Here is a 23,427-nt window from a genome sequence, read left to right on the forward strand (position 1 = left end):
CATTTGCTTTTTGGGGCATAATACCCCATATGGCGGCTCAGGCGCATGGACTGAACTTTTTCAGTCTTCCCGGAATCGGACTTGTTGCGTCTCGCCTCTTGCAGTCAGAATGGTCTGACAGCAGGGGAGACCCGGCTGGTTTCGGGCACGGCAGCGCAAGTCGACCGGATTTTTTTCCGGCGTCCCGTCGTACATCCAAGAAATTCCCGTTCGGCAAGTTGCGCTTGTCCGAAGTTTTTAAAGCGGACCGCAATCATGTGGTGCCGCCGAAAGAGTTTAAATTGACAACTGAAAATATTGGCGGCTTTGCCGCTCTTGGCGTTACTGGCGTGCTGCTCAAAGGCGTTGAAGCTGCTGGCATGACCGAGCCCAAGCCAATCCAGACCGAGGCTATTCCACATCAGCTGGCAGGCCGCGACATTCTGGGTATTGCACAGACTGGCTCCGGCAAGACAGCCGCATTCAGCCTGCCGATCCTGCAGAAAATCATTGCACTTGGTGACAAGCGCAAGGGCAAGACTGCACGCGCGCTGATCCTTGCACCAACCCGCGAACTGGCCGTGCAGATCGAAGAAACGATCCGCGTTGTGGCCAAGCAGGCCCATATTTCGACAGCACTCGTTCTGGGTGGCGTATCGCGTCTGAGCCAGATCAAGCGCATGCAGGGCGGCGTTGATGTTCTTATCGCAACGCCCGGTCGTCTGACCGATCTCGTACGTGAAAATTGCATTGATCTTTCGGAAACCCGCTGGCTGGTTCTCGATGAAGCTGACCGCATGCTCGACATGGGCTTCATCAATGATGTCAAGCGCATTGCCAAGGGTACGCATAAGAACCGTCAGACTGCGCTTTTCTCGGCAACCATGCCAAAGGAAATTGCAGCGCTTGCACAGACACTGCTGCGCGATCCAATCCGTGTAGAAGTTGCGCCACAGGGTACAACTGCTGCGGAAATCACGCAGGTTGTGCATCCGGTTCCGACCAAAGACAAGCGCCGTCTGCTTTCTGGTCTGCTGGCTGACAAGGGCATGAAGTCGGTTATCGTCTTCACGCGCACAAAGCACGGCGCAGACGCTGTTGTGCGTCATCTCGAACGCGATGGCTTTGATGTTGCTGCGATCCATGGCAACAAATCACAGAATGCCCGTCAGCGCGCACTGAACGGATTCCGCGATGGCACGCTTCGTATTCTGGTCGCAACTGACATCGCCGCCCGCGGCATTGACGTTCCTGGTATCAGCCATGTCGTCAATTACGATCTGCCAGATGAGCCAGAAACCTATGTGCACCGTATTGGCCGTACCGGTCGTAACGGCGCAAGCGGCGCTTCGATCACGCTTTATGATGCCGCAACGGAAGACACAAAGCTGCGCGCCGTTGAGCGTGTGACGCGTAACAAGCTGACCATTAAGGAAGCGCCTGTTAAGCTTGCACCTGCACCGGCTGCAAAGTTTGATGATGCGGAAGACAAGCCACGCTTTGATCGCAAACCCGGCTCAAACGGTGTTCCGCAGAAGCATCGTCGTCCGGCTCACAAGATGGCAAAGTCTAGCGAGCACCGTTCAGCACCAGCTGCGCAGCCTGCAAGTGGTGAAGCTGCTGCAAAGCCAAAGCGTCCATTCCATCGGAAGCGTCGTCCAGGTGGCGGCGGTGGTGGTCAGCGCGCTGCGTAATCTGTCAGAATGACATTTCCTTTAAACCGCCCTCAACAGGGCGGTTTTTTCGTTTCATTGATACTAACCAGTTTGCAATTGCAGTTTCACACGGAAAATTATTCCTCGCTTGCTTGAAGATCAGCATACTTCCACATAGTTTCGTCTTAACCAGAGGGATAGAAGCCATGCTCAATTCGGCACTCGACGCTATCGGCAATACGCCATTGATCCGTTTGAAAAAGGCTTCCGAAGTCACCGGCTGCGAGATTTACGGCAAAGCCGAATTTCTCAATCCAGGCCAGTCGGTTAAGGACCGGGCGGCGCTCTATATTATTCGCGATGCCGAAAAGCGCGGGCTTCTGCAGCCCGGCGGCGTTATCGTTGAAGGTACAGCAGGAAACACCGGCATCGGCCTCACATTTGTTGCCAAGGCACTTGGCTATCGCACAGTGATTGTTATTCCAGAAACCCAGAGCCAGGAAAAGAAGGATGCGTTGCGCCTTCTTGGTGCTGAACTAATTGAGGTTCCTGCAGCACCTTATCGCAATCCGAACAATTATGTGCGTCTCTCCGGTCGTCTGGCCGAACAACTGGCCAAAACCGAGCCAAACGGTGCAGTCTGGGCCAATCAGTTCGATAATGTTGCCAATCGCATCGCGCATGTTGAAACAACTGCGCAGGAAATCTGGCGCGATACCAATGGCAAGGTTGATGGTTTCGTCTCGGCTGTTGGTTCAGGTGGCACACTGGCGGGCACGGCGTTTGGCCTCAAGGACAAGAATGCCGATATCAAGATTGCGCTTGCTGATCCTCATGGCGCAGCACTTCATTCCTTCTACACGACAGGCGAATTGAAATCAGAGGGTGATTCCATCACCGAAGGCATAGGGCAGGGGCGCATCACGGCCAATCTCGATGGCTTTACGCCCGATTTTTCGTACCGCGTCGGCGACGCTGACGCGCTCGATATTGTCTTTGATCTGGTGCAGGACGAAGGGCTCTGCTTGGGTGGTTCTTCAGGCATCAATATCGCCGGTGCGATCCGCCTTGCAAAAGATCTCGGGCCGGGCCACACCATCGTGACCGTGCTTTGCGACTATGGTAATCGTTACCAGTCCAAACTGTTTAATCCGGCTTTCCTGCGCGGCAAAGACTTGCCGGTGCCGGGCTGGCTGGAAACGAAAACTGAAATTCACATACCTTACGAGGACTGACCATGGCATATGAGACCGAAGCTTTGTTCCGCGAAGATGCATATCTTAAAAGCGCGGAGGGTTCGGTTTTGGCTGTGACAGATACCGGCGGCATCATTCTCGACCAGACAAATTTTTATGCCACTTCCGGCGGCCAGCCGGGCGATACTGGTTATTTTGAACGCTCTGATGGTTCGCGCATTGAGATTGCTGCAACCGTTACGGGCGAAAACAAAAGCGAAATCATTCATGTGCCAGCCGAAGGGCAGGCGGTTCCCGCTATAGGCGAAAAGCTTACACTACATATCAACTGGGATCGTCGTCTCAAGTTGATGCGTATGCATACGGCTTGCCACCTGCTTTCCGTAGCCTGTCCATTTCCAATTACTGGCGCCGCCGTTGGTGAAGAGGAAAGTCGTGTCGATTTCGATCTGCCAGATGCGAGCTACACAAAAGAACTCGTCACAGAGAAGCTTATGGAATTGGTCAATGCCAGTGAACCGATTAGCCTCCACTGGATTACCGACGAAGAGTTTCTCGCCAATCCAGACATTGTGAAGTCAAAGAATGTTCGGCCACCTGTGGGTGCCGGACGCCTTCGTTTGGTTGTTATCGGTGAAAATGGCTCGGTGGATTCGCAACCTTGCGGCGGAACACACGTTTCTAACACACAGGAAGTGGGTGAAATCCACATTGGCAAAATCGAAAAGAAGGGCAAGGAAAACCGGCGTTTCCGCATTCGATTTGGCAATGCACCACTCTCATAAATTCAGGAGCAATCATGTCCGATAAAAGCGCATTTGTTATCTCCCGCGATGATTTGAAAGCCCGATTGGGCGAGCCGGGTCTCGCAATCGTGGATGCATCCTGGTATTTGCCCGCAGCCGGTCGCAATGGGCGCGATGAATATGATGCAGCGCACATTCCGGGGGCGGTCTTTTTCGATCAGGATCTAATTGCGGATAAGGAATCCGGCCTCCCGCACACTTTGCCATCGCCAGAGCTTTTTGCACGCCATGTCGGTGCAATGGGCATTACGGCGGATGAAACAGTCGTTGTCTATGACGGCCCCGGCATGTTCTCGGCACCACGCGTTTGGTGGATGTTCCGCGTCATGGGTGTGAAGAACGTTCTGGTTCTCGATGGCGGTTTTGATGGTTGGAAGGCCGCGGAATTCCCCATCACCAATGAAGTCACCAAAATCGCAGCAACACTTTTCACGCCATCATTCAATGAAGCCAAAGTCGTCAGCTTCAAAGAGATGAGCAAGGTGGTGGAAGAACATAGCTCGCAAATTGCAGATGCACGTGCCGCTGGCCGCTTCACAGGTTGCGATGCAGAGCCACGTGAAGGCATGCGCTCAGGCCATATGCCGGGCGCGCGTAATGTCCCGGTCGGTACGCTGTCTGAGAATGGCAAACTGAAAAGCCTCAATAGCCTGCGTGAAATCTTTGCCGATGCAGGGGTCGATCTCAACAAGCCGGTTGTCACAAGCTGCGGCTCTGGCGTGACGGCGGCTGTCATCACACTCGCGCTGACGTCGCTAGGCCATGAGGACAATCGACTTTATGATGGTTCGTGGAGCGAATGGGGCAGCAGGCAGGATACGCCCGTGGTGACCGGCGAAGCAGATTAAGCATGGCTGAAAAACTGATTGCCAGAGTGACCCATCTGGAAATGACAGCGCGCCCGGCACTGTCGGCTCCAGTGCCATCTGGCCTGCGCCTTGCACTGATGCGTTCAACACAAACGCCGGTGCATTTCTATCGCTACCTTTATGAGCAGGTCGGACGTCAGCATCATTGGATGATGCGCCGCATGCAAAGCGACGCGGAAGTGGCTGCGGCGATTCATGCAGAAACAACCGATATTCATGTTCTCTATGCAGACGGTAATCCAGCAGGTCTTTTAGAGCTTGATCTTTCTGCGCTTCCCGAGACGGCCGAGGTTCTGTATTTTGGTCTTATGCCGGACTATCAGGGGCGGGGGCTTGGCAAGTTTTTCCTAAATGAAGCCATTTCAACCGCTTGGTCACACAACCCGCAAAAAGTGGCAATTCATACCAATACGCTCGATAATCCGCGCGCGCTGCAACTCTATCAGAGAATGGGTTTTGTTCCTGTAGGATGGTCAGAAGAAGAAGTTACTCCCTGGGAATAGTAATTAACCCCGGGCAACTTCGCGTCCGTTGGTGATCGATACAACCGATGCGCTCGTAATACGACCGCTTTCCTCATCAAAAACGACACAATTACGACCGCGCTGCTTGGCCATGTAAAGGCAACGATCAGCGCGGCTTAACACTTGAGAATTGGTTTCGTTCTTCGGAGCCGATGCTACACCAATGCTGATGGTGAGCGGATATATTTGATATTCTGTTGCATGAAATGGCGTGTGTTCGACTTCTGCACGTATTCTCTGCGCAACGCGCATACCAGTTTCGCCTGTGGCGCCCGGAAGGAAGACACAAAACTCTTCGCCGCCGATACGACCGACAAGATCGCCTTTGCGTGTTACGTTCTGAAGTGCGAAGGCAATGAGTTTAAGTGCACGATCACCGACACTATGCCCGAATGTATCATTGATCGCCTTAAAATGGTCGGCGTCGATAACCAGCAGTGTTCCACTTTCAATGCGCGAACGGCTGATTTTCATAGCATCAAACAATGCTTCGCGGTTCAGCAGCCCGGTCATATGATCGACGCGCGAGCGCGCCTGTAACTCGCTATGCGCCTTTTCGAGCTGTGAGTAAGCTTCACCGAGCTTACTATGCTGAATGAAAATGTAAGCAAGAGATGGAAACGCCGTCACCAATGGAATGCCGGTACTAAGTGCAATCGCGACACGACCAGGCAAAGATCCAGAGACAAATCCAACGAGAAAGCTAACGCCGACGGAAAATAGAACCACATACAACGTTATTAACGCTGCTTTCCATAAAGCCGTCTTCATGCCTAAAAACTCCCCAAACCCGCCGAAGATATTTATGTGCCTGTTTCTGAACCCTCTATGAACAGACCTAATCGTCAGGGGGCTTATAGGAGAAGAGCACCAATACTGAAAGTTACGTCCCCGCCCATATGCAATTATTGATAAATTCGTATCATTAGTAGCGCAATCTAAGGTGGTGGAAATTATACTACCTAAACATCATTCGCACGGCAACAGTATTTAATAAAAATTACACAAAATGTAATTTTTAACATATGTCTAATTTATGTGACTATAATTAACAGGCAAAAGGGGCGTCCTAAGACGCCCCTTTTAAAATAACAAAATGGGATCACATTTTTAGAAGACTGCCAAATACTTCAAAAGCGATATTATACCGATGATAATAACGATTACTTGAGCAATCTGTTTCACCTTGCCATCAAGGGGCAGCATATTGATGAGATACAGGACGAGAAAGATAACAAGAACTGTTATCAGAAGGCTAATGAGGATAGACATAGGCAGTCGAACCCTTCCCGGAACGGCGGTTTATGAACACTCTCGACGGCCGTTCCATCGCGATGCCGAAAGTGCATATAATATGGGAAGTGCGGCTCATGTGAGAGCCTGAAACTGTCCCCGATCTCCATCATCCCAGATGCAGAGATGATATGCCGGTTAACGTTCAAATCAGAATAAGGTTCCACAAAATCGGCGACTTACGCCGCCGATCCAAATAATTTTCAAAGCGTCGATCTCGCTTTTAGTCGCCCAACCTTAGCTCTTGTCGCGGCTTTTGCTAAGCCTGCATTGAGCCAGTCTCTTTGCGGCGGCTATGCCAACTGAATGCTTCTTCAAGCAGGTGAGGGGTATGCCCCCCGCGCTGGCACGCACGATCAAAATAATCGTTCAATTGACCGCGATAGTCTGGATGCGCACAATTATTTATGATCTGCTTAGCGCGTTCGCGCGGCGCAAGTCCACGCAGATCTGCGAGCCCCTGTTCGGTGACAAGAATATCAACGTCGTGCTCGGTATGGTCAACATGGGTAACCATCGGTACAATTGAAGAAATTGCGCCATTTTTCGCTTCAGACTTGCTGACGAAAATCGAGATATAGGCATTGCGTGCAAAGTCACCGGAACCGCCAATACCGTTCACCATGTGCGTTCCATCCACATGTGTGGAATTCACATTGCCGTAGATATCGAATTCAAGCGCTGTGTTGATACCAATAATGCCAAGGCGGCGAATGACTTCGGGATGATTGCTAATTTCCTGGGGGCGCAAAATTAGCTTGTCCCGATAGCGGTCAATGTTGTTAAACACTCGTTCGCCACAAGCTGGGCTCAAAGTGATTGAGGAACCCGATGCGTAGTCCAACTTGCCAGCATCAAATAAATCAAAAGTGCTATCCTGCAACACTTCGCTATACATACGCAGATTATGGAATGGGCTTTCAGCAAAACCATTCAGAACTGCATTTGCAATTGTGCCGATACCGGCCTGCAAAGGATTAAGTGTCAGATCAAGACGACCAGCTTCGACTTCATCAAGAAGAAACTTTATCAGATGGGAAGCAATCGCAATCGTTTCGCCATCGGCAGGCTCAACCGTAGATGCGCTATCATTTTCATGGGTAATAACGATGCCAGCGATCTTCTCTGGCGGAATTGGAATATAGGGCAAACCGACACGACTATCGCAAGCCGTCACAGGGATCGGATCTCGGGAAGGGCGCTTCGTCGGAATATACACATCGTGCAGTCCTTCCAGCGCCAATGGCTGATTGAGGTTCACCTCAACAATCACCTTCTCAGCAAGAATTGCAAAACTTGCAGAATTACCGATGGAGGTAGTCGGGATTATCCCGCCATTCTCAGTGATCGCCAGAGCCTCCACAACCGCATAATCAATCGGGCCAATCTGGTTGGAACGCAGTTGCTCGACAGTCTCCGACAGATGCTGATCGATGAACATCACTTCGCCGCGATTGATCGCAGCGCGTAACGTGCGATCCACCTGAAACGGCATACGTCGTGCCAGAACATGGGCTTCTGTCAGTATCTTATCAACGTCATGGCCCAAAGAAGCACCAGTAATCAGAGTGATCTGAAATGGGTCTTCCGCAGCGCGCGCTGCCATTGCGAGAGGAACGGCCTTGGCGTCACCTGCGCGGGTAAAACCGCTCATACCGACAATCATGCCATCTTTTATCAGGCTTGCTGCTTCCTCCGCGGTGATGATCTTATCACGCAGAGATGTATTCCTGATACGAGCTTCCAACATGTAAATTACCTTCCTTGCAGACCAGTCCAAAAGACCGGAAACAACGTTCTCCGTGCAGGGATATTCACACTGGCATTCGGAGTCGGCGCATAGAGGTAATAGCCTAAGCAGTCAGCTATTACACGCATGCTTTCGTCTTAGATCAACTCACAGCAGCTATATCAAAATACACCAGCCGGAAAATGATCTTAATCAACACAGACGAGTTCCAAAGCAAATGAAAACAAAGTAGGAGTAGGGCGTTGGCACCGTCCTTCTCATAAAAACAATGAAGCGCATTTCTTTCAGCAGCACCGTCTTCCTGAAGGCAAGGCCTTCGCAAACAGAGGTTATGCGATGAACAATGTCGCTAATCAGAATGTCGGTTTCGGACGAATTGCAGTTATGATTCCCGTTAAAGATATGGACCGGGCCTGTAGTTTTTACATGAATGTATTGGGCTTTGAAAAAGTCTTTGAGAACGGAAATCCGGTGGGTTTTATGATCCTGCGCCGTGAGAACGCCGAATTGCATTTATCGCTGCAAAAAGAGCATAAGGCGGCAACTTTCAACATCGCTCATATGCTGGTGGAAAATGTCGACGCTCTACACACAATATGTAAGCAGAGCGGAATGCGGATCATAAAAGGCTTGCAGGATAAGGACTATGGATTGCGAGCCTTTGTTTTTGAAGACCCGGACGGCAATCGTATTGATGTAGGCCAGAAAATCTAGAGCTACACCGAAACCGGATGAGCAACGCTTATTCGGTTTTGTTTATTTGACGCTGAGTTGCGCAGCAAAGTTCTATTCTGCGACGTCCATCCAGATCAATATGCGAATAGGTGCGGTCCATGACAGGTTCCTTGCATTCGATAACTCATTGTTATCATTTGCAAGTCGCACTTCAAACTAGAACCCACCCGGCTACATAGGATAATCGCATAATCTATCTTATGGAACTAAATTATACCGACCGTTCTAAGATCAGTTGCGTTTGGCGATATAAAGATGCCCAGGCACTGGCGAACCTTGCTCACTACGCACAACGATATCTTCGCAGCGGATGCATTCAATACCGTGCTTAGATAGAAGCGAACTTACATATGTCTGAGCATGTGCAAAGCGCTGATAATCGCCGACCATGAAATTACGTCCGGCAAATCGCTTTTCAGACTGTGTTTCGCTTGAGAAGCTGAAGTAGCCGCCAGATGTCAAATGTGCAGCCACGCCAGCGAAGAACTGCTCAAGATCACCCATGTAAGGCAGCACGTCTGTGGCGACGATCAGATCCCAGGCGTCCTCCTTGGTCTCTTCAAGAAAGCGTACAGCTTCGCCCACAAACAGTGCATCATAATCACCTTTTTCATAGGCGACTTCGATCATGTTTTCGGAGATATCAACACCGGTTTTGTGGTCAGCCATGTCATCCAGCGCATCAGCCGAAAGTCCAGTTCCGCAGCCGAGATCAAGCATTCTCTCAGCCTGAAACTCTTCATCCATTTCCAGAAGCATTTCACGCAATTGCAACGGCACATCATAGCCGAGCTGATCGACAAGAATTGTATCAAACATTTCAGCATGCTGATCAAACAACGTCGATACATACGCATCCGGCGCTTTGGACGGGACAGCGCCACGTCCCATGCTGGCGAGACGCACAGCAGCGCCACCGTGATCCTCGGGATCGATTTCAAGAACGGCCTGATAAGCCAGCGCGGCAGCATCCAAATCGCCAGCTTTTTCCAGCGCAAGTGCCTGATTGTAAGCTTCTGCTAAAGCCTCCTGATCAAATGACTCTGTATCAGTGGATTTGCCGTTCTGCTCGGACATATGCATTGCCTTTTCTTGAGACCTCCTGCCCTCCTAACCTTATAACGCTTTGACAGCAAGAACAGTTCTATTCTGCTGCCGACGTTACCGTGTTGGATGCGGGTTTATGATCGGCAAGTTTTCGCGCGATCACAGCACAGGCCATGAGCTGTATTTGATGAAACAGCATTAGCGGCAATACGATGCTACCCACATCAGCGCCGATGAAAATAGCGCTCGCCATCGGCGCTCCGCTGGCAAGGCTTTTCTTGGAGCCGCAGAACATAATCGTAATCCGGTCGGCGCGATTGAAACCAAGCCATTTACTGCCATACCAGGTGGCGAGCATGACGATAACCAGAAGCAGGATATTGACGCCAATCATCACGCTGAGATCGTTCCACGAAACCTTGTGCCACAAGCCTTCAACAACCGCTTCACTGAATGCGAGATAGACGACCATCAGGATTGAACCGCGATCGACAAGGCCCAACGACTTGCCGTGACGACGCATAAAATTGCCGATCCATGGCTGAAGAATCTGGCCAAGTACGAACGGCGCGAGCAATTGCAGCAAGATTGATTCAAGTGCATCTACGGAAATTCCACCGCCGCCCTTAACTGCAAACAACAGGCCAACAAGCAAAGGCGTTAAAAACATGCCGAAAATGTTGGATGCGGATGCTGAAACAATGGCCGCTGATACATTCCCACCCGCCATCGACGTGAAAGCAATCGACGATTGCACAGTCGAAGGCAGAACACAGAGATAGAGAATGCCCAGATAGAATGGCGATTGCGACAGTCCCGGAATGGTCCAGCCAGCAAGAAGACCCAGAATTGGAAAGAGCACAAATGTTGAAAGCGCAACGGCCAGATGTAAACGCCAATGCGTGACGCCAGCAACGACAGCTTCACGCGATAGACGTGCACCATGCAGGAAGAACAGGAGCCCAACAGCGATTTTGGTCGCTATGCCAAACCACTCGGCAAAATCACCCTGCACTGGAAGAAATGACGCAAGCACAATGGTTGCAATCAACATACAGGTGAATTTGTCCGGTAGAAAACGCATTATCTCGATAGTCCTTAATAAGCTCGCGTAGAACCTTCAGGCCGCAAACTGGTCAGCTCTCTTCCCTGTTGTAATAGTCCAATCAGACTTTGGTACAATACTAAAGGATAGGCAAAGCAGCTGATCGGTTCACATTTGCGGGAAGCCGAGCATAATCAGTCTGGTTCGTATCCATTTGGATTCTTGGACTGCCAGTTCCACATATCCCTGCACATTTCACGCAAATCCTTCTGCGCAGTCCAGCCTAGAAAATCGCGTGCAAAGGCCGGATCGGCATAGCATTCGGCCACATCGCCCGGACGACGAGGAGAAATTTCATATTTGATTTCGCGGTTTGAGACGTGCTCGAAAGCTTTGACCACATCAAGCACGCTATAGCCCTGCCCGGTCCCAAGATTGACTGAAAAGCACTGAGGATCATCAAGTTTTTTCAATGCTTTGAGATGACCCGCAGCCAGATCAACGACATGGATATAATCACGAACGCCAGTTCCGTCTGGCGTCGAATAATCATTGCCCCAGACATTGAGTTTTTCCCGGCGACCAGTCGCCACCTGCGCAATGATCGGCATCAGATTGTTGGGAATTCCCTTTGGGTCTTCGCCAATCAGACCACTTTCATGCGCACCAACAGGATTGAAATAACGCAAAATCGCAATTTTCCAGCTGTTATCGCTGTTATAGAGATCGCGTAGCATATCTTCGACCACGAGCTTTGTGCGGCCATAAGGGTTAGTTGCAGAAAGCGACTGATCTTCAGTAATCGGCAGCTTTTGCGGATCGCCATAGACTGTCGCTGACGAACTGAACACGAGAGTCTTTACGCCGGTCGATTCCATTGCCTGCAAAAGACGCAAGGTGCCCAGCACGTTACAGTCATAATAATGCAGCGGTTTTTCATTCGATTCACCCACGGCTTTCAATCCAGCAAAATGGATGACTGCCGAGCATTTGTGCCGTGTGATGATCTTTTCCAGCAAGGCACGATCACGGATATCTCCAGGCTCACGGATCGGCGCACGCCCTGTAATTTTCTCCACCCGATGAAGCGATTCCGGACTACTATTTTCAAAGTTGTCGACCACAACAACGTCATGACCTGCTTCGATCAACTGAACGCATGTGTGCGAACCAATGTATCCGGCACCACCTGTCACAAGAATCGTCATTGTTTAAATACCTGCTTGTTGAACATGCCGCACCGATGTGCGATCCCATGGGCGTTTAGCTTTGGACTATGCAAAAACACGATTGACCGCAACCCAAACCATTTGATTTTGGCAGCTTGCATCAACAATGCGACATCAATTCTTACGGAGTGAAGATGGAACCCTCGCAAAATATCGACCGTCTTCTCGAAATCATGGTTGCGCTGCGTGATCCGCAGACTGGTTGCCCTTGGGATGTTGAGCAGACATCTCAATCTATTGCGCCCTATACGCTCGAAGAAGTCTACGAAGTACTCGACGCGATTGAGCGCGACGATATGGATGACTTTCGCGAAGAACTGGGAGACCTGTTGTTACAGGTTGTTTTCCATGCACGCATGGCAGAAGAAGACGGCAAATTCGGTTTCGGCGATGTCGTAGAAGCCATCACCCGCAAGATGATCCGGCGCCACCCACATGTTTTTGGTGATGCAGAAGCCAGAAGTGCTGGCATGGCAAAGGGTTCATGGAACCGCATCAAGGCCGAAGAAAAAGCCGAGCGTGCTGAACGTCGCGCTAAGCTTGGTTTGGAGACGGTCGAGAAAACCCGCTATCTTGACGATATTCCAAATGCATTCCCTGCCCTTCTTCGTGCTCTGAAACTCCAGCAAAAGGCTGCCAAGGTTGGCTTTGACTGGTCGGAGGCAGAACCGATCTTCGACAAGATCGCTGAGGAAACGGCTGAACTTAAAGAAGCGATGGCATCGCAGGACAAGGCGCATATTGCAGAAGAATATGGCGATCTGCTTTTCGCGATGGTCAATCTTGGACGTCATCTCGAGATCGACGCAGAAACTGCACTGATTGCGGCGAATGACAAGTTCAAGCGTCGGTTTGACTTCATCGAAACATCATTGAAGGAATCAGGAAGTAGCCTTGAAGCGGCCCAACTCGACGACATGGAAGCGATCTGGGGCGAGGCAAAGAAAAAGGGGCTGTAATCAGCCCCGTCCCTCAAATCTTATCGTCCCATTTGGGGCGGAACATCTGATAAACATCATCCGTTGTCGCAAAGTCCATATAGCCAAGGCGGGTCACCGGCTTGGCTTTTTTAATGTCAAATAGCCCATCGGTCAGCACGCTTTCATCGATGTGAACGCCGACGACTTCACCAATCACCATGTAATTGTCGGTTGGCCTGCCTTCTTTGTCCTGCAAACGCTTGATCTCGACCAGAACGCATTCCAATGCCGCATAGGCCTCTTTGACAAAAGGTGCTGCAATCAGTTTGCTATGCGCAACGGTCAAACCTGCATAGTCAAATTCACTCACGCCGCGCGGAGCATTTACTGAAGACGCATTCATCTGCTCCTTGAGATGGTCGCTGACCAGACTGGCCGTAAACTCGCCCGTCTCTTCGATGAATGAAACACTGTCTTTGAAACCGCTGGATGAAAACATAATCATTGGCGGGGTGTCACTGACCACATTGAAGAATGAGTACGGTGAAAGGTTCACCGCACCGTCTTTCGAGCGCGTACCAATCCAACCGATAGGACGCGGTGCGACAATCGCCTTGAATGGGTTATGAGGAAGATTATGACCAGATGAAGGTTCATAAAACATCAGCGTTTTCCGTCACTTATAACTTATTTTAGAGGAGAACGATTAGGATACCCATGGTCCGCTGTAATCAGAAACAATCTTATCCATATCCGCACGCGGACGCTCTGGCATTTTGTTTGCTGCCGTACCGATGTGGATAAATCCAGCAACGCGCTCTTCAGGTGCAACACCCAAAAATGCACGCGCTGGCGCATCATCCGAATACCAGTTGGTAATCCAGTTGGTTGCATAACCAAGTGCATTGGCTGCGGTGCAAAGATTCATAGCGACGGCACCTGCCGACAAAAACTGCTCCCACTCCGGAATGCGTTCATGGGCGACTGGCGAAGAGACGACGCCTATGACCAGTGGTGCGCGCGCAAAACGCGCCCTCTCCTGATCCTTGCGGCTTTCATTAAGCGGCCCTTCCCGCTCTTCAGCGCGTATAGCCAAATATTCACCAACCTTATGACGCACATCACCGCGATAGAGAATAAAGCGCCATGGCGTCAGACGGCCATGATCAGGCACACGCGCGGCAACTTTCAGCAAATCATCCAGCTCAGCACCTTGCGGAGCAGGCTCTGAAATTGCGGAAATAGGCGTAGAACTGCGCTGCGCCAAAAATTCAAAAACCGGATGCGTCACGGGGGAAACCTCATCGCTGAAATTTGTATATGTCACTCCAGTTAATATGGAGGCAGCTCCTTCTCGCCCGACGTGATCTGGGTGTAAAGTCAAAAATCCATGACTGTGCACGCTGCGTAAATATAAATTTGCAAAGGTGTCGGTCAATTTAGCCTTGAATTCGCCACCCGCTTCGGTTCAAAACAACAACATGTCAGATAGTCTGGGTCCGTATAGGGCAAACAGTGCAAAATCATCGCGCCGCAAGACCCTTGCAGCAACACTCTCGTTTGTCCTGATTGCATCGTCGGCTTTAGCGCAGGGTCCAGGTGGCCCCGGTGGTGGACCGAGTGGTGGACAGGGCGGGCCCGGCGGCGGATTTGGTGGCGGCCCACAAGGTGGTCCAAGTGACAGTGGCTTCAAATTGCCGAGCTTTCAGCTCGAATTACCCGCACCGGCAGCAGCACCCGTCATACAATCCCCTTTGGGAAATAACGGACCAACCCCGTCTAACAATGCAATTGGCTTGCCTAATTTCCCGGATCCAAAACTGAATTTACCATCGATCAGCCCCTATGCCGGCCCGACAAGCCCAGATAATAATCCACTGATCAAAACGAGTGAGCTCGATCTGAAGGCTCGCCTCAATCAGGATGGACCGGATATTTCTTCGGGAATCGTTTGGCGGGTTTTTGCGCCGGAGGTTGGCGCAGACGGACAACTGGCTCTGATTGCATCAGCCAAGGGTGGCAGCACAGTTTTCAACCTGCCAGAAGGCAGTTATCTCGTTCACGCTGCCTATGGCCGCGCTGGTGCGACAAAGCGCATTACGCTCAATAAAAATACACGTCATGAAGTTATGACGCTTGATGCTGGCGGAATGAAACTGAGCGCCGTTTTGCCCGATGAAGGCAAAATCAAAAGCGATCTCGTGCGCTTCTCCATTTATGCAGACGAAGACAACAGCGACCGTTCGCTCATCGTGCCAGACGTAAAGCCAGACACAATCATCCGGTTGAATAGCGGCACCTATCACGTCGTTTCTAACTACGGGACCGCAAATGCTATTATCCGCGCGGATATCCGTGTGGAAGCGGGCAAGCTGACAGAAGCGACGGTTCAGCATCGTGCAGCCGAAGTCTTGCTCAAGCTTGTAGCGAAAAAAGGCGGCGAAGCCCTCGCCGACACTTCATGGTCGATCCTCAATGCCTCAGGTGATGTCGTTCGTGAAAGCGCTGGTGCTTACTCGTCCATGGTTTTGATTGAAGGTGACTATGTTGCCGTCGCAAAAAACAAGGATCGTATTTATCAGCGCGACTTCAAAGTGACCTCTGGTGCCAATGAAGAGGTTGAAGTGGTCGCAAACCGCGAATCCGAAGCACTCACGGACGATGATGCCGCGCAAGACTAATTAAATTATATCTGAAATGAAAAGGCCCGCTTCAAGCGGGCCTTTTGCTATTATACGTTGCGCAAACGCAGCAAATCTGGCGGCGTTGCTTCTTCTGCGAGACGAGCAATTGCTTCGTCCAGCGTCATCGATTCCTGATCACGTGAACCCAGACGGCGCATATTGACCGTCTTTTCTTCCGCTTCACGCATACCGCAAACGAGAATGACCGGAACCTTCTGAACCGAATGTTCGCGGACCTTGTAGTTGATCTTCTCGTTGCGAACATCAGTCACAACCTGCAAGCCAGCTGCCTTGAGCTTAGCCGCAACTTCAGCAGCATAACCATCGGCTTCAGACGTAATCGTTGCTACAACCACCTGAATTGGCGCGAACCAAAGTGGCATATGACCGGCAAAATTTTCGATCAGAATGCCAAGGAAGCGCTCCATCGATCCGCAGATCGCGCGATGGATCATAACAGGCTGGGTCTTTTCCGAATTGCTGTCGATATAGAATGCGCCAAAACGTTCCGGCAAGTTGAAGTCAACCTGTGTCGTTCCGCACTGCCATTCACGACCGATCGCGTCTTTGAGCGTATATTCGAACTTCGGACCGTAGAAGGCACCTTCGCCCGGCAAAATGCCAGTCTTTATATCGTCTGACTGTTCCGCGATTTGTTCCAGAACGGTCATCATCACGCTTTCAGCGCGATCCCACAATTCGTCCGAACCCACACGCTTTTCGGGGCGTGTCGAAAGCTTGATCGTGATCCCTTTGAAGCCGAAATCCTTATAGACCGACAGAATGAGATCATTGATACGCAGGCATTCGGCAGCCATCTGCTCTTCAGTGCAGAACACATGCGCGTCGTCCTGTGTGAAGCCGCGAACACGCATCAGACCATGCAAAGCACCTGATGGTTCGTAGCGATGCACATTACCAAATTCTGCAAGCTTTATAGGCAGATCGCGGTAAGACTTAAGACCATGCTTAAATATCTGAACGTGACCCGGGCAGTTCATTGGCTTCAACGCAAACACGCGGTCGTCGTCGGTATCATCACCGGCAACCGTGACCTTGAACATGTTGTCGCGATACCAGCCCCAGTGACCGGAAGTTTCCCAAAGCGACTTGTCCAGCACCTGTGGAGCATTGACTTCCTGATAGCCATGGCTGTCGAGACGACGGCGCATATAGGCCACAAGCGTCTGGAACATGCGCCAGCCTTTGGCGTGCCAAAACACAACGCCCGGACCTTCTTCTTGAAAATGGAACAGGTCCATTTCGCGACCAAGGCGGCGGTGATCGCGCTTTTCGGCTTCTTCAAGCATATGAAGATAAGCGTTGAGATCGGCGTCATTGGCAAATGCTGTTCCGTAAATGCGGGTCAGCATTGGGTTGTTTGAATCGCCACGCCAGTAAGCGCCAGCAACCTTCATCAGCTTGAATGAATTGCCGATCTGACCTGTGGAGGCCATATGCGGACCACGGCAAAGATCGAACCATTCGCCCTGATTATAGATCTTGAGGTCCTGACCTTCAGCGATCGCATCGACGAGTTCGACCTTATAGCTCTCGCCCTTATCGGCAAAAACCTGCTTGGCCTTTTCACGCGACCAGATCTGCTTGGTGAACGGCTTGTTGCGCTGAATGATTTCGCGCATTTTCTTTTCGATCACTGGCAGATCATCAGGCGTGAAAGGTTCATTACGCGCAAAGTCGTAATAAAAACCATTCTCGATCACCGGACCAATCGTAACCTGTGTACCCGGGAAAAGCTCCTGCACGGCTTCTGCAAGAACGTGTGCCGTATCATGACGGATCAGTTCAAGCGCGCGCGGGTCTTCGCGGGTCAGAATTTCAATTGCACCGGAAGCGCCAAGCGGATCAGACAGATCGCGCACGGTGCCGTCTACGGCGTAAGCCACGGCCTTTTTAGCGAGTGATTTGGAGATTGATTCAGCTAACTCGAAACCGGTTGTTGCGGCATCATATTCGCGCACCGATCCATCAGGAAACTGCATGGAAACATTCGACATCATATTATCCTTATCCAGTCCCGCCAACGATTGCGGGTGGTTAGTCATGAAACGATCCTGCTTTGAATTGGCAGAACGATCTATATGTTGCTTACACAACAGGAAATGAAGGCCAGCTATTAATCTTTTTTGGCCATTACGTAAAGCAAAAGCACCGTGGCAAACTGCATCACGGTGCTTTCAGGGCATCTTAAAATCTGGCTGAAATCAGTTGCGGATAGCCAGGCAAGGAACACCCTGCAATTTAAGCTGCGTGCAGGTCTTTTGCGCAGCATCCGAGTCTTTAAAGCCGGTAAAGCGAACGCGATAAAGCTTGCGACCACGCGGCGCTGCCGAAATCTCTGCTTTGGTGCCCGGCACCAAGCGGTCTACGACAGGCATATATTTCGCCTGCAACTCGTCCGCACCTTTGCGCGATGGCGTCATACCGACCTGAACACGCCACGGTGACGCTGCAGGATTGACCAGAAAACCACCATCGCCCTGCTCGATCTTGGAATCATCAATCATATCCGAGACGGCATCTTCTTTTGGTTCAGGCGTCTTGATCTGCGTGACGATTGGCAGAGCATTTTCAATAGGTGCTGCAAAGGCGGTCAGTTCACGTCCTGCGAACCCGGCACCTTCTGTGCCAAAGCGCGTGAGTAGCTTTGACATGCGGTCATCGCGTTCACGTGACGATCCAGCGCCGAGAACGACACCAACAAGATGCTTGTTGTTAATGATTGCAGATGAAACCAGATTATAGCCCGAGACATCGGTATATCCGGTCTTAATGCCGTCAACGCCCTGATAGCGATACATCAGATTGTTATGGCCGTTAAATGGACGACCGTTATATTCAAAGGAGCGCTGCGAAAATAACGCGTATTCCTGAGGAAAATCACGGCGAAGAGACATTCCAAGCACTGCCATATCGCGTGCAGTTGTCAGCTGTGGCAAATGCCCTGTCAAACCCGATGGATTGACGAAATAGGTACTCTTCATGCCAAGATTTCTGGCTTTCTGCGTCATCAGACGGCCAAAACCTGCTTCAGAACCACCGAGATACTCGCCCATAACGGTTGCAGCATCATTAGCAGAAACGACGATCATACCATTAACCGCATCACGAACAGAAATCGTCGTGTCGGGTTTGAGATAAAGCTTCATACGAACTTTTGCAGAAGCATTTTTTGTCACAGGCATTTCATCATCCCAATGGATGCGACCTGTTTTCAATGCTTCAAACGCCAGATAAAGCGTCATCATTTTGGCTAGCGATGCTGGCGCGTGTTGCTCAGTCGCTCCGTCCTGCCCCACCACAACGCCCGTATCCGCATCGAAAACGACCCATGATACGTTGGCCATAGCGCTGGTTGCACAGAGAACACTGGCACCAAGCGCAACACCGGCAATAAGCTGGGAGATGCGGAACGACGATTTATTCATGATGGCTCGCAAGACTAGAAAACACGATGCAAATGCAGCTGAAATGCGGCGTCAAAAAGACGTTGGCTCAAACTGATTTGCGTTTCCTGATAAAACAGATTTATCATTAACGAATTCTAATCAGCATAGAATTGATCAACAGTTTTTTATAAAAGAATTTAGTTTTTCGGTGATGAAACGCGCCAATAACGCCACGGCAAATACCAACGATAATGGTTAGATAATTCTCTCGGCACTGGATCAAAGCCGTGCGTGCCCATCGGTCCACAACGCATGATCCGGAAAAGCCCCATCCAGCTACCATTCCACAGGCCATATCGTGCTACAGATTCGTAGGTATATTCGGAACAGGTTGGCATATGGCGGCACGAATTGCCGATGAAAGAGGAAAGTGTGAGCTGATATAATCGTATCAAACTTGTACCCAGCACCCTGCCCGGCGTTTTGCGCCACGGATCGCTGAAGTTGCGGGTCTGACGCTTTTTGAGTGCCTCGGCATTACCCGCGTGATCTTTCCCGCAACCACACATCAGGCGGCTTGCACCTTTTCCTCGATTTGGCGAATGCAATCGACCACCGCATCAAACGTTAGAAGTGTCGAGGCGTGACGGGCCTTATATTCGCGAACCGGCTCGAAATATTTTAAATCCTCGAAACGTCCTTCCGGTGCAGGACCGTTTTCCTTCAGCATTGAATACATCGAATCGCGCACTGCCCGCAGTTCTTCGGATGAACAGCCGATGATATGCCGCGCCATAACTGACGATGATGCCTGCCCCAATGCGCAGGCTTTTACTTCATGCGCAAAGTCGGTAACCACACCATCATGCATCTTGAGATAGACCGTGAGGGTAGAACCGCACAATTTTGAGTGAACGGTCGCCACCGCATCCGGGTCAGCAATGCGGCCAAGCTTTTCGATATTCCCTGCAAATTCAAGGATACGTTTATTATAAACATCGTCGATCATTGAGACGAACCTTCTGCCTTGCCGGATAAAAACGTAAAATTGTCGCCCGGTTACGGTTTGAAGTTGCATTTTGATGTCTATATAATAGGCAAGTCGCGACGACGCCATGGTCAGATTATCACATGGTTATGAAGTCGCAGGAATAACTGTCCGGCAGCTCAGTGTTGTTGGATCAATACACCGCACGCTCACAAGCACAATCGCCGGGCGCATCGTTGTATTGTCCGTTTAACTCGTCTCCTCTTTGAAGGAGGCTACTGGAGAATAACGATGGACGCGCGCATCAAAAAAATCCGTGACGAATCTATTGCTTCTGCACAAGTGCAGAAGCCAACGCAGGCTGAAGCAGAAGCCGCAGTACGCACACTTCTTTTGTGGGCGGGAGATAATCCTGATCGCGAAGGTCTGCTGGATACGCCAAAGCGTGTGGCAAAATCTTATAGCGAGCTTTTTGGGGGCTATGCCGAAAGCCCTGAAGATGTACTCGGCACCACTTTTGAAGAAGTGTCCGGCTATGACGACATGGTGCTGGTGAAGGATATTTCGTTCTTCTCGCATTGCGAACATCATATGGTGCCGATCATCGGCAAGGCGCATGTCGCTTATCTGCCGGACGGCAAGGTGCTTGGTCTGTCGAAAATTGCCCGCGTTGTTGATATTTTTGCGCGTCGCTTGCAAACGCAGGAAAGCATTACCGCACAAATCGCTGACAGCATTCAGCGCATTTTGAAGCCACGCGGCGTTGCGGTGTTGATTGATGCTGAACATATGTGCATGGCGATGCGTGGCATCCGCAAACAAGGTGCAAGCACAATCACCACGACCTTTACGGGCGATTATAAGACAGACGTGAATGAACAGGTTCGCTTCATGTCTCTTATTCGTAAGTAAGTATATTATCAGGCGCAAAAATGAGCAGTTTTCGAGCACAGCCCTCAGACAAAAAGTCGATAGAAGAAGGCGCTGTTTTCATGCCGCGTTTCGACGCTTCCGGCCTTATCACAGCGGTCGTCACCGACGCGCAGGATGGTGAGTTGTTGATGGTCGCTCATATGAACGATGAAGCATTGCGTCTGACGCTTGAAACCGGCATTGCGCATTATTGGTCCCGCTCGCGATCCAAACTTTGGAAAAAGGGCGAAACCTCTGGCAATCTACAAAGCGTGATCGAACTGCGTACGGATTGCGATCAGGACGCGCTGTGGCTGAAGGTCCGCGTGGCGGGTGATGGTCCAACCTGCCACACAGGACGCCGCTCGTGCTTTTATCGGCAGGTTCAGTCCGATAACGGTCAGGCTAGCCTGTCGATTGAAGACACCTGCGACCGTAACCATTAGAGCGCATCCAGAAAACCGTTTCGCACTTTTCGGGATGCGCCCCAATTTTTCATACTGTTACTTTTAACATTTATTGTTTCGCTACAGTGTTTTGATAAACTCGCCGAAACAAGAGGTGTTGATCGATATGTTCCCTTGGGGTCAAAAGCGTAAAGCAGCCAGTTCACAGCCTTTGAACCTCGAAGGTGTTGAGACTGCCCGGCCTCAAGCCCGACCTGAGCCACGAAGAATCGCACTCGCATTAGGCGGCGGCGCAGCGCGCGGCTGGGCTCATATCGGCGTGCTTCGCGCTCTTGATGAAGCCGGCATTGAAATCGAAATGATTGCCGGCACATCAATCGGCGCGCTGGTTGGTGGCTGCTACCTTGCAGGAAAACTGGACGAACTCGAAGAATTTGCTCGAAGCCTGACGCGGCGACGCATGTTCAATCTCCTAGACATAACCTTACGCGGCAGTGGTCTTTTTGGCGGCATGAAGCTTGATAGCCGTATGCGCGAACACCTTGATGGTCTGCGTCTCGAAGATCTTGACCGGCCTTTCGTTGCCGTCTGCACCGAACTGCGCACAGGCCATGAAATCTGGCTCTCTACTGGCCCGCTGGTCGAAGCAATGCGTGCATCTTATGCCCTGCCCGGCATATTTGAGCCCGTCCGTTGGCAGGAACGTGTTCTCGTTGATGGAACACTCGTCAATCCTGTGCCCGTCTCTGTCTGTCGCGCTTATGAACAGCGCCTCGTACTGGCGGTGAACCTGCATTATGATCAGTTTGGACGTGCTGCTGTAATCAAACACGCGCAATCGCATCCAGATACGTTAAGCGAGATGATACATGGCGGAAATGAAGGTCGTCTTGGTATTACTGGGGTAATGATGGAAGCTTTCAACATCATTCAGGACCGCATTTCCCGCGCCCGTATGGCTGGAGATCCACCTGATGTATCCCTTATGCCAACGGTGGGGCAAATCGGTCTCGCGGACTTTCATCGTGCATCCGAAGCAATCGACATTGGCTATGCCGAAACGGTGAAGCGACTGGAAGACATACGGCGCCTACAGAGCATAAGTGCTTAATAATTTGATATTTCACCGATAATTCAAAAAAGATTGAAACTAGCTAAAGAATAGGCTTGTGCCTGTCGGATCGATTTGCTAGATGGCTCCTCGCTGACAGTGTTCAGCTTCTACCACACAGTGCGGTCGTGGCGGAATTGGTAGACGCGCAGCGTTGAGGTCGCTGTGGGGCAACCCGTGGAAGTTCGAGTCTTCTCGACCGCACCATTCTCTTCCCAAAATATTTTATCTGTTCTTGTTAAAGCTTTGCTATCTGGTTTACTCCAGATGACGCGAAGCTTTTTTGCATTTCAAATCATGTATTTAAGCGCAATGTGAAACAATTGTGCTCAAGTCAAAAAATGGTCTTGTGCAGTCCAAATTGATTTGCTAAATGCCGTCTCGCTGACATTGTTCAGCTTCTACCACACAGTGCGGTCGTGGCGGAATTGGTAGACGCGCAGCGTTGAGGTCGCTGTGGGGCAACCCGTGGAAGTTCGAGTCTTCTCGACCGCACCATTCTCTTCCCTGAAAAATATAATTTTTTGCGCGCTAACTGTGAATAGCTTCTCGAATTTGGGATGTTATCCCAGTCGCTAAAATGCTTTATTGCATCATGTAGACGCCAATTGATAACGGGAAGACACCATGAAAATCAGCGCACGCAATCGCCTCAAAGGCACAATCGTCGATGTTACCAAAGGCGCAACCACTGCGCATATCCGCATTGATATCGGAAATGGTGTCGTTGTTACCTCGTCTATCACCAATGAAGCAGTAGATGAACTTGATCTTAAGGTCGGCAAGACGGCCTATGCGGTCGTTAAAGCATCCGACGTGATGGTCGCCACCGACGACTGACCCATTAAAAAAACCCGCTTAAAGCGG

Annotated in this window: 24 protein-coding genes and 2 tRNA genes; 14 read left to right on the forward strand and 12 right to left on the reverse strand. The window is 50.8% G+C overall.

What is annotated here, in order from left to right; all coding sequences use genetic code 11:
• The first annotated feature begins 29 nt into the window (after window positions 1–29).
• The 5 genes from ACOZHT_RS11680 to ACOZHT_RS11700 all read left to right on the forward strand — a co-directional run bounded on the left by ACOZHT_RS11680 (window position 30) and on the right by ACOZHT_RS11700 (window position 5,008).
• Window positions 30–1,673, forward strand: coding sequence for a DEAD/DEAH box helicase (locus ACOZHT_RS11680; RefSeq protein ID WP_421565790.1), 1,644 nt, complete (start codon window positions 30–32; stop codon window positions 1,671–1,673).
• A gap of 167 nt (window positions 1,674–1,840) precedes the next feature.
• Window positions 1,841–2,869, forward strand: a complete 1,029-nt coding sequence (locus ACOZHT_RS11685) for a cysteine synthase A (RefSeq protein ID WP_421565791.1) — start codon at window positions 1,841–1,843, stop codon at window positions 2,867–2,869.
• A gap of 2 nt (window positions 2,870–2,871) precedes the next feature.
• Window positions 2,872–3,615, forward strand: a complete 744-nt coding sequence (locus ACOZHT_RS11690) for an alanyl-tRNA editing protein (RefSeq protein WP_339508769.1) — start codon at window positions 2,872–2,874, stop codon at window positions 3,613–3,615.
• A gap of 14 nt (window positions 3,616–3,629) precedes the next feature.
• A complete protein-coding gene (gene sseA / locus ACOZHT_RS11695) occupies window positions 3,630–4,484 on the forward strand; it encodes a 3-mercaptopyruvate sulfurtransferase (protein ID WP_339508770.1) in 855 nt (284 codons plus the stop codon).
• A 2-nt stretch (window positions 4,485–4,486) separates the two neighbouring features.
• Window positions 4,487–5,008 (forward strand): GNAT family N-acetyltransferase, encoded by a 522-nt coding sequence (locus ACOZHT_RS11700; protein ID WP_339508771.1) that lies wholly within the window; start codon window positions 4,487–4,489, stop codon window positions 5,006–5,008.
• A 3-nt stretch (window positions 5,009–5,011) separates the two neighbouring features.
• Here ACOZHT_RS11700 and ACOZHT_RS11705 read toward each other — a convergent pair whose 3' ends face one another.
• From ACOZHT_RS11705 to ACOZHT_RS11715, 3 genes are all read right to left on the reverse strand, one after another.
• Window positions 5,012–5,800, reverse strand: coding sequence for a GGDEF domain-containing protein (locus ACOZHT_RS11705; RefSeq protein ID WP_339508772.1), 789 nt, complete (start codon window positions 5,798–5,800; stop codon window positions 5,012–5,014).
• Window positions 5,801–6,139: 339 nt separating this feature from the next.
• Window positions 6,140–6,301, reverse strand: a complete 162-nt coding sequence (locus ACOZHT_RS11710) for a Thivi_2564 family membrane protein (protein WP_250040694.1) — start codon at window positions 6,299–6,301, stop codon at window positions 6,140–6,142.
• 280 nt (window positions 6,302–6,581) lie between these two features.
• Window positions 6,582–8,072, reverse strand: coding sequence for an acetyl-CoA hydrolase/transferase family protein (locus ACOZHT_RS11715; protein WP_339508773.1), 1,491 nt, complete (start codon window positions 8,070–8,072; stop codon window positions 6,582–6,584).
• Between the two features lie 336 nt (window positions 8,073–8,408).
• Here ACOZHT_RS11715 and ACOZHT_RS11720 point away from each other — a divergent pair, with 336 nt between their 5' ends.
• On the forward strand, window positions 8,409–8,786 hold the full coding sequence (locus ACOZHT_RS11720; RefSeq protein WP_339508774.1) for a glyoxalase superfamily protein: 378 nt from the start codon (window positions 8,409–8,411) through the stop codon (window positions 8,784–8,786).
• A gap of 252 nt (window positions 8,787–9,038) precedes the next feature.
• On the opposite strand, the gene ACOZHT_RS11725 is transcribed toward ACOZHT_RS11720, so the two are convergent.
• From ACOZHT_RS11725 to galE, 3 genes are all read right to left on the reverse strand, one after another.
• Complete coding sequence (locus ACOZHT_RS11725) at window positions 9,039–9,884, reverse strand: class I SAM-dependent DNA methyltransferase (protein WP_339508775.1); 846 nt, start codon at window positions 9,882–9,884, stop codon at window positions 9,039–9,041.
• A 67-nt stretch (window positions 9,885–9,951) separates the two neighbouring features.
• A complete protein-coding gene (locus ACOZHT_RS11730) occupies window positions 9,952–10,938 on the reverse strand; it encodes a bile acid:sodium symporter family protein (RefSeq protein WP_339508776.1) in 987 nt (328 codons plus the stop codon).
• 155 nt (window positions 10,939–11,093) lie between these two features.
• Window positions 11,094–12,107: a UDP-glucose 4-epimerase GalE gene (gene galE / locus ACOZHT_RS11735; RefSeq protein ID WP_339508777.1), complete on the reverse strand. Its 1,014-nt coding sequence runs from the start codon at window positions 12,105–12,107 to the stop codon at window positions 11,094–11,096.
• 155 nt (window positions 12,108–12,262) lie between these two features.
• Here galE and mazG point away from each other — a divergent pair, with 155 nt between their 5' ends.
• A complete protein-coding gene (gene mazG, locus ACOZHT_RS11740) occupies window positions 12,263–13,087 on the forward strand; it encodes a nucleoside triphosphate pyrophosphohydrolase (RefSeq protein ID WP_339508778.1) in 825 nt (274 codons plus the stop codon).
• Between the two features lie 13 nt (window positions 13,088–13,100).
• On the opposite strand, the gene ACOZHT_RS11745 is transcribed toward mazG, so the two are convergent.
• Window positions 13,101–13,712, reverse strand: coding sequence for a flavin reductase family protein (locus ACOZHT_RS11745; protein WP_310010074.1), 612 nt, complete (start codon window positions 13,710–13,712; stop codon window positions 13,101–13,103).
• Window positions 13,713–13,754: 42 nt separating this feature from the next.
• Window positions 13,755–14,339: a nitroreductase gene (locus ACOZHT_RS11750; protein WP_339508779.1), complete on the reverse strand. Its 585-nt coding sequence runs from the start codon at window positions 14,337–14,339 to the stop codon at window positions 13,755–13,757.
• A 190-nt stretch (window positions 14,340–14,529) separates the two neighbouring features.
• On the opposite strand from ACOZHT_RS11750, the gene ACOZHT_RS11755 reads away from it, so the two are divergent.
• Window positions 14,530–15,729: a hypothetical protein gene (locus ACOZHT_RS11755; protein WP_421565792.1), complete on the forward strand. Its 1,200-nt coding sequence runs from the start codon at window positions 14,530–14,532 to the stop codon at window positions 15,727–15,729.
• A gap of 50 nt (window positions 15,730–15,779) precedes the next feature.
• On the opposite strand, the gene thrS is transcribed toward ACOZHT_RS11755, so the two are convergent.
• The 4 genes from thrS to ACOZHT_RS11775 all read right to left on the reverse strand — a co-directional run bounded on the left by thrS (window position 15,780) and on the right by ACOZHT_RS11775 (window position 20,151).
• Window positions 15,780–17,753, reverse strand: coding sequence for a threonine--tRNA ligase (gene thrS, locus ACOZHT_RS11760; RefSeq protein ID WP_339508930.1), 1,974 nt, complete (start codon window positions 17,751–17,753; stop codon window positions 15,780–15,782).
• Window positions 17,754–17,957: 204 nt separating this feature from the next.
• Entirely contained in the window at window positions 17,958–19,181 is a 1,224-nt protein-coding gene (locus ACOZHT_RS11765) for a D-alanyl-D-alanine carboxypeptidase (protein WP_339508780.1), read from the reverse strand.
• A 158-nt stretch (window positions 19,182–19,339) separates the two neighbouring features.
• The gene (yidD, locus tag ACOZHT_RS11770) at window positions 19,340–19,711 is read right to left on the reverse strand and encodes a membrane protein insertion efficiency factor YidD (protein ID WP_339508931.1); all 372 of its coding nucleotides are present in this window, start codon (window positions 19,709–19,711) and stop codon (window positions 19,340–19,342) included.
• Window positions 19,711–20,151, reverse strand: a complete 441-nt coding sequence (locus ACOZHT_RS11775) for an iron-sulfur cluster assembly scaffold protein (protein ID WP_339508781.1) — start codon at window positions 20,149–20,151, stop codon at window positions 19,711–19,713. The genes yidD and ACOZHT_RS11775 overlap by 1 nt, the downstream gene beginning before the upstream one ends.
• Window positions 20,152–20,421: 270 nt before the next feature.
• Here ACOZHT_RS11775 and folE point away from each other — a divergent pair, with 270 nt between their 5' ends.
• From folE to ACOZHT_RS11805, 6 genes are all read left to right on the forward strand, one after another.
• The gene (folE, locus tag ACOZHT_RS11780; protein ID WP_339508782.1) at window positions 20,422–21,042 is read left to right on the forward strand and encodes a GTP cyclohydrolase I FolE; all 621 of its coding nucleotides are present in this window, start codon (window positions 20,422–20,424) and stop codon (window positions 21,040–21,042) included.
• Window positions 21,043–21,062: 20 nt separating this feature from the next.
• A complete protein-coding gene (gene hisI, locus ACOZHT_RS11785) occupies window positions 21,063–21,488 on the forward strand; it encodes a phosphoribosyl-AMP cyclohydrolase (protein WP_339508783.1) in 426 nt (141 codons plus the stop codon).
• Window positions 21,489–21,615: 127 nt separating this feature from the next.
• A complete protein-coding gene (locus ACOZHT_RS11790) occupies window positions 21,616–22,560 on the forward strand; it encodes a patatin family protein (RefSeq protein ID WP_339508784.1) in 945 nt (314 codons plus the stop codon).
• Between the two features lie 122 nt (window positions 22,561–22,682).
• Window positions 22,683–22,767 (forward strand) — tRNA-Leu (locus ACOZHT_RS11795).
• Between the two features lie 206 nt (window positions 22,768–22,973).
• Window positions 22,974–23,058: transfer RNA gene (locus ACOZHT_RS11800), tRNA-Leu, on the forward strand.
• Between the two features lie 129 nt (window positions 23,059–23,187).
• Window positions 23,188–23,400: a TOBE domain-containing protein gene (locus ACOZHT_RS11805; protein ID WP_064320641.1), complete on the forward strand. Its 213-nt coding sequence runs from the start codon at window positions 23,188–23,190 to the stop codon at window positions 23,398–23,400.
• Window positions 23,401–23,427 lie beyond the last annotated feature (27 nt).

Source organism: Ochrobactrum sp. EDr1-4, from assembly GCF_049199085.1.
Lineage (GTDB): Bacteria > Pseudomonadota > Alphaproteobacteria > Rhizobiales > Rhizobiaceae > Brucella.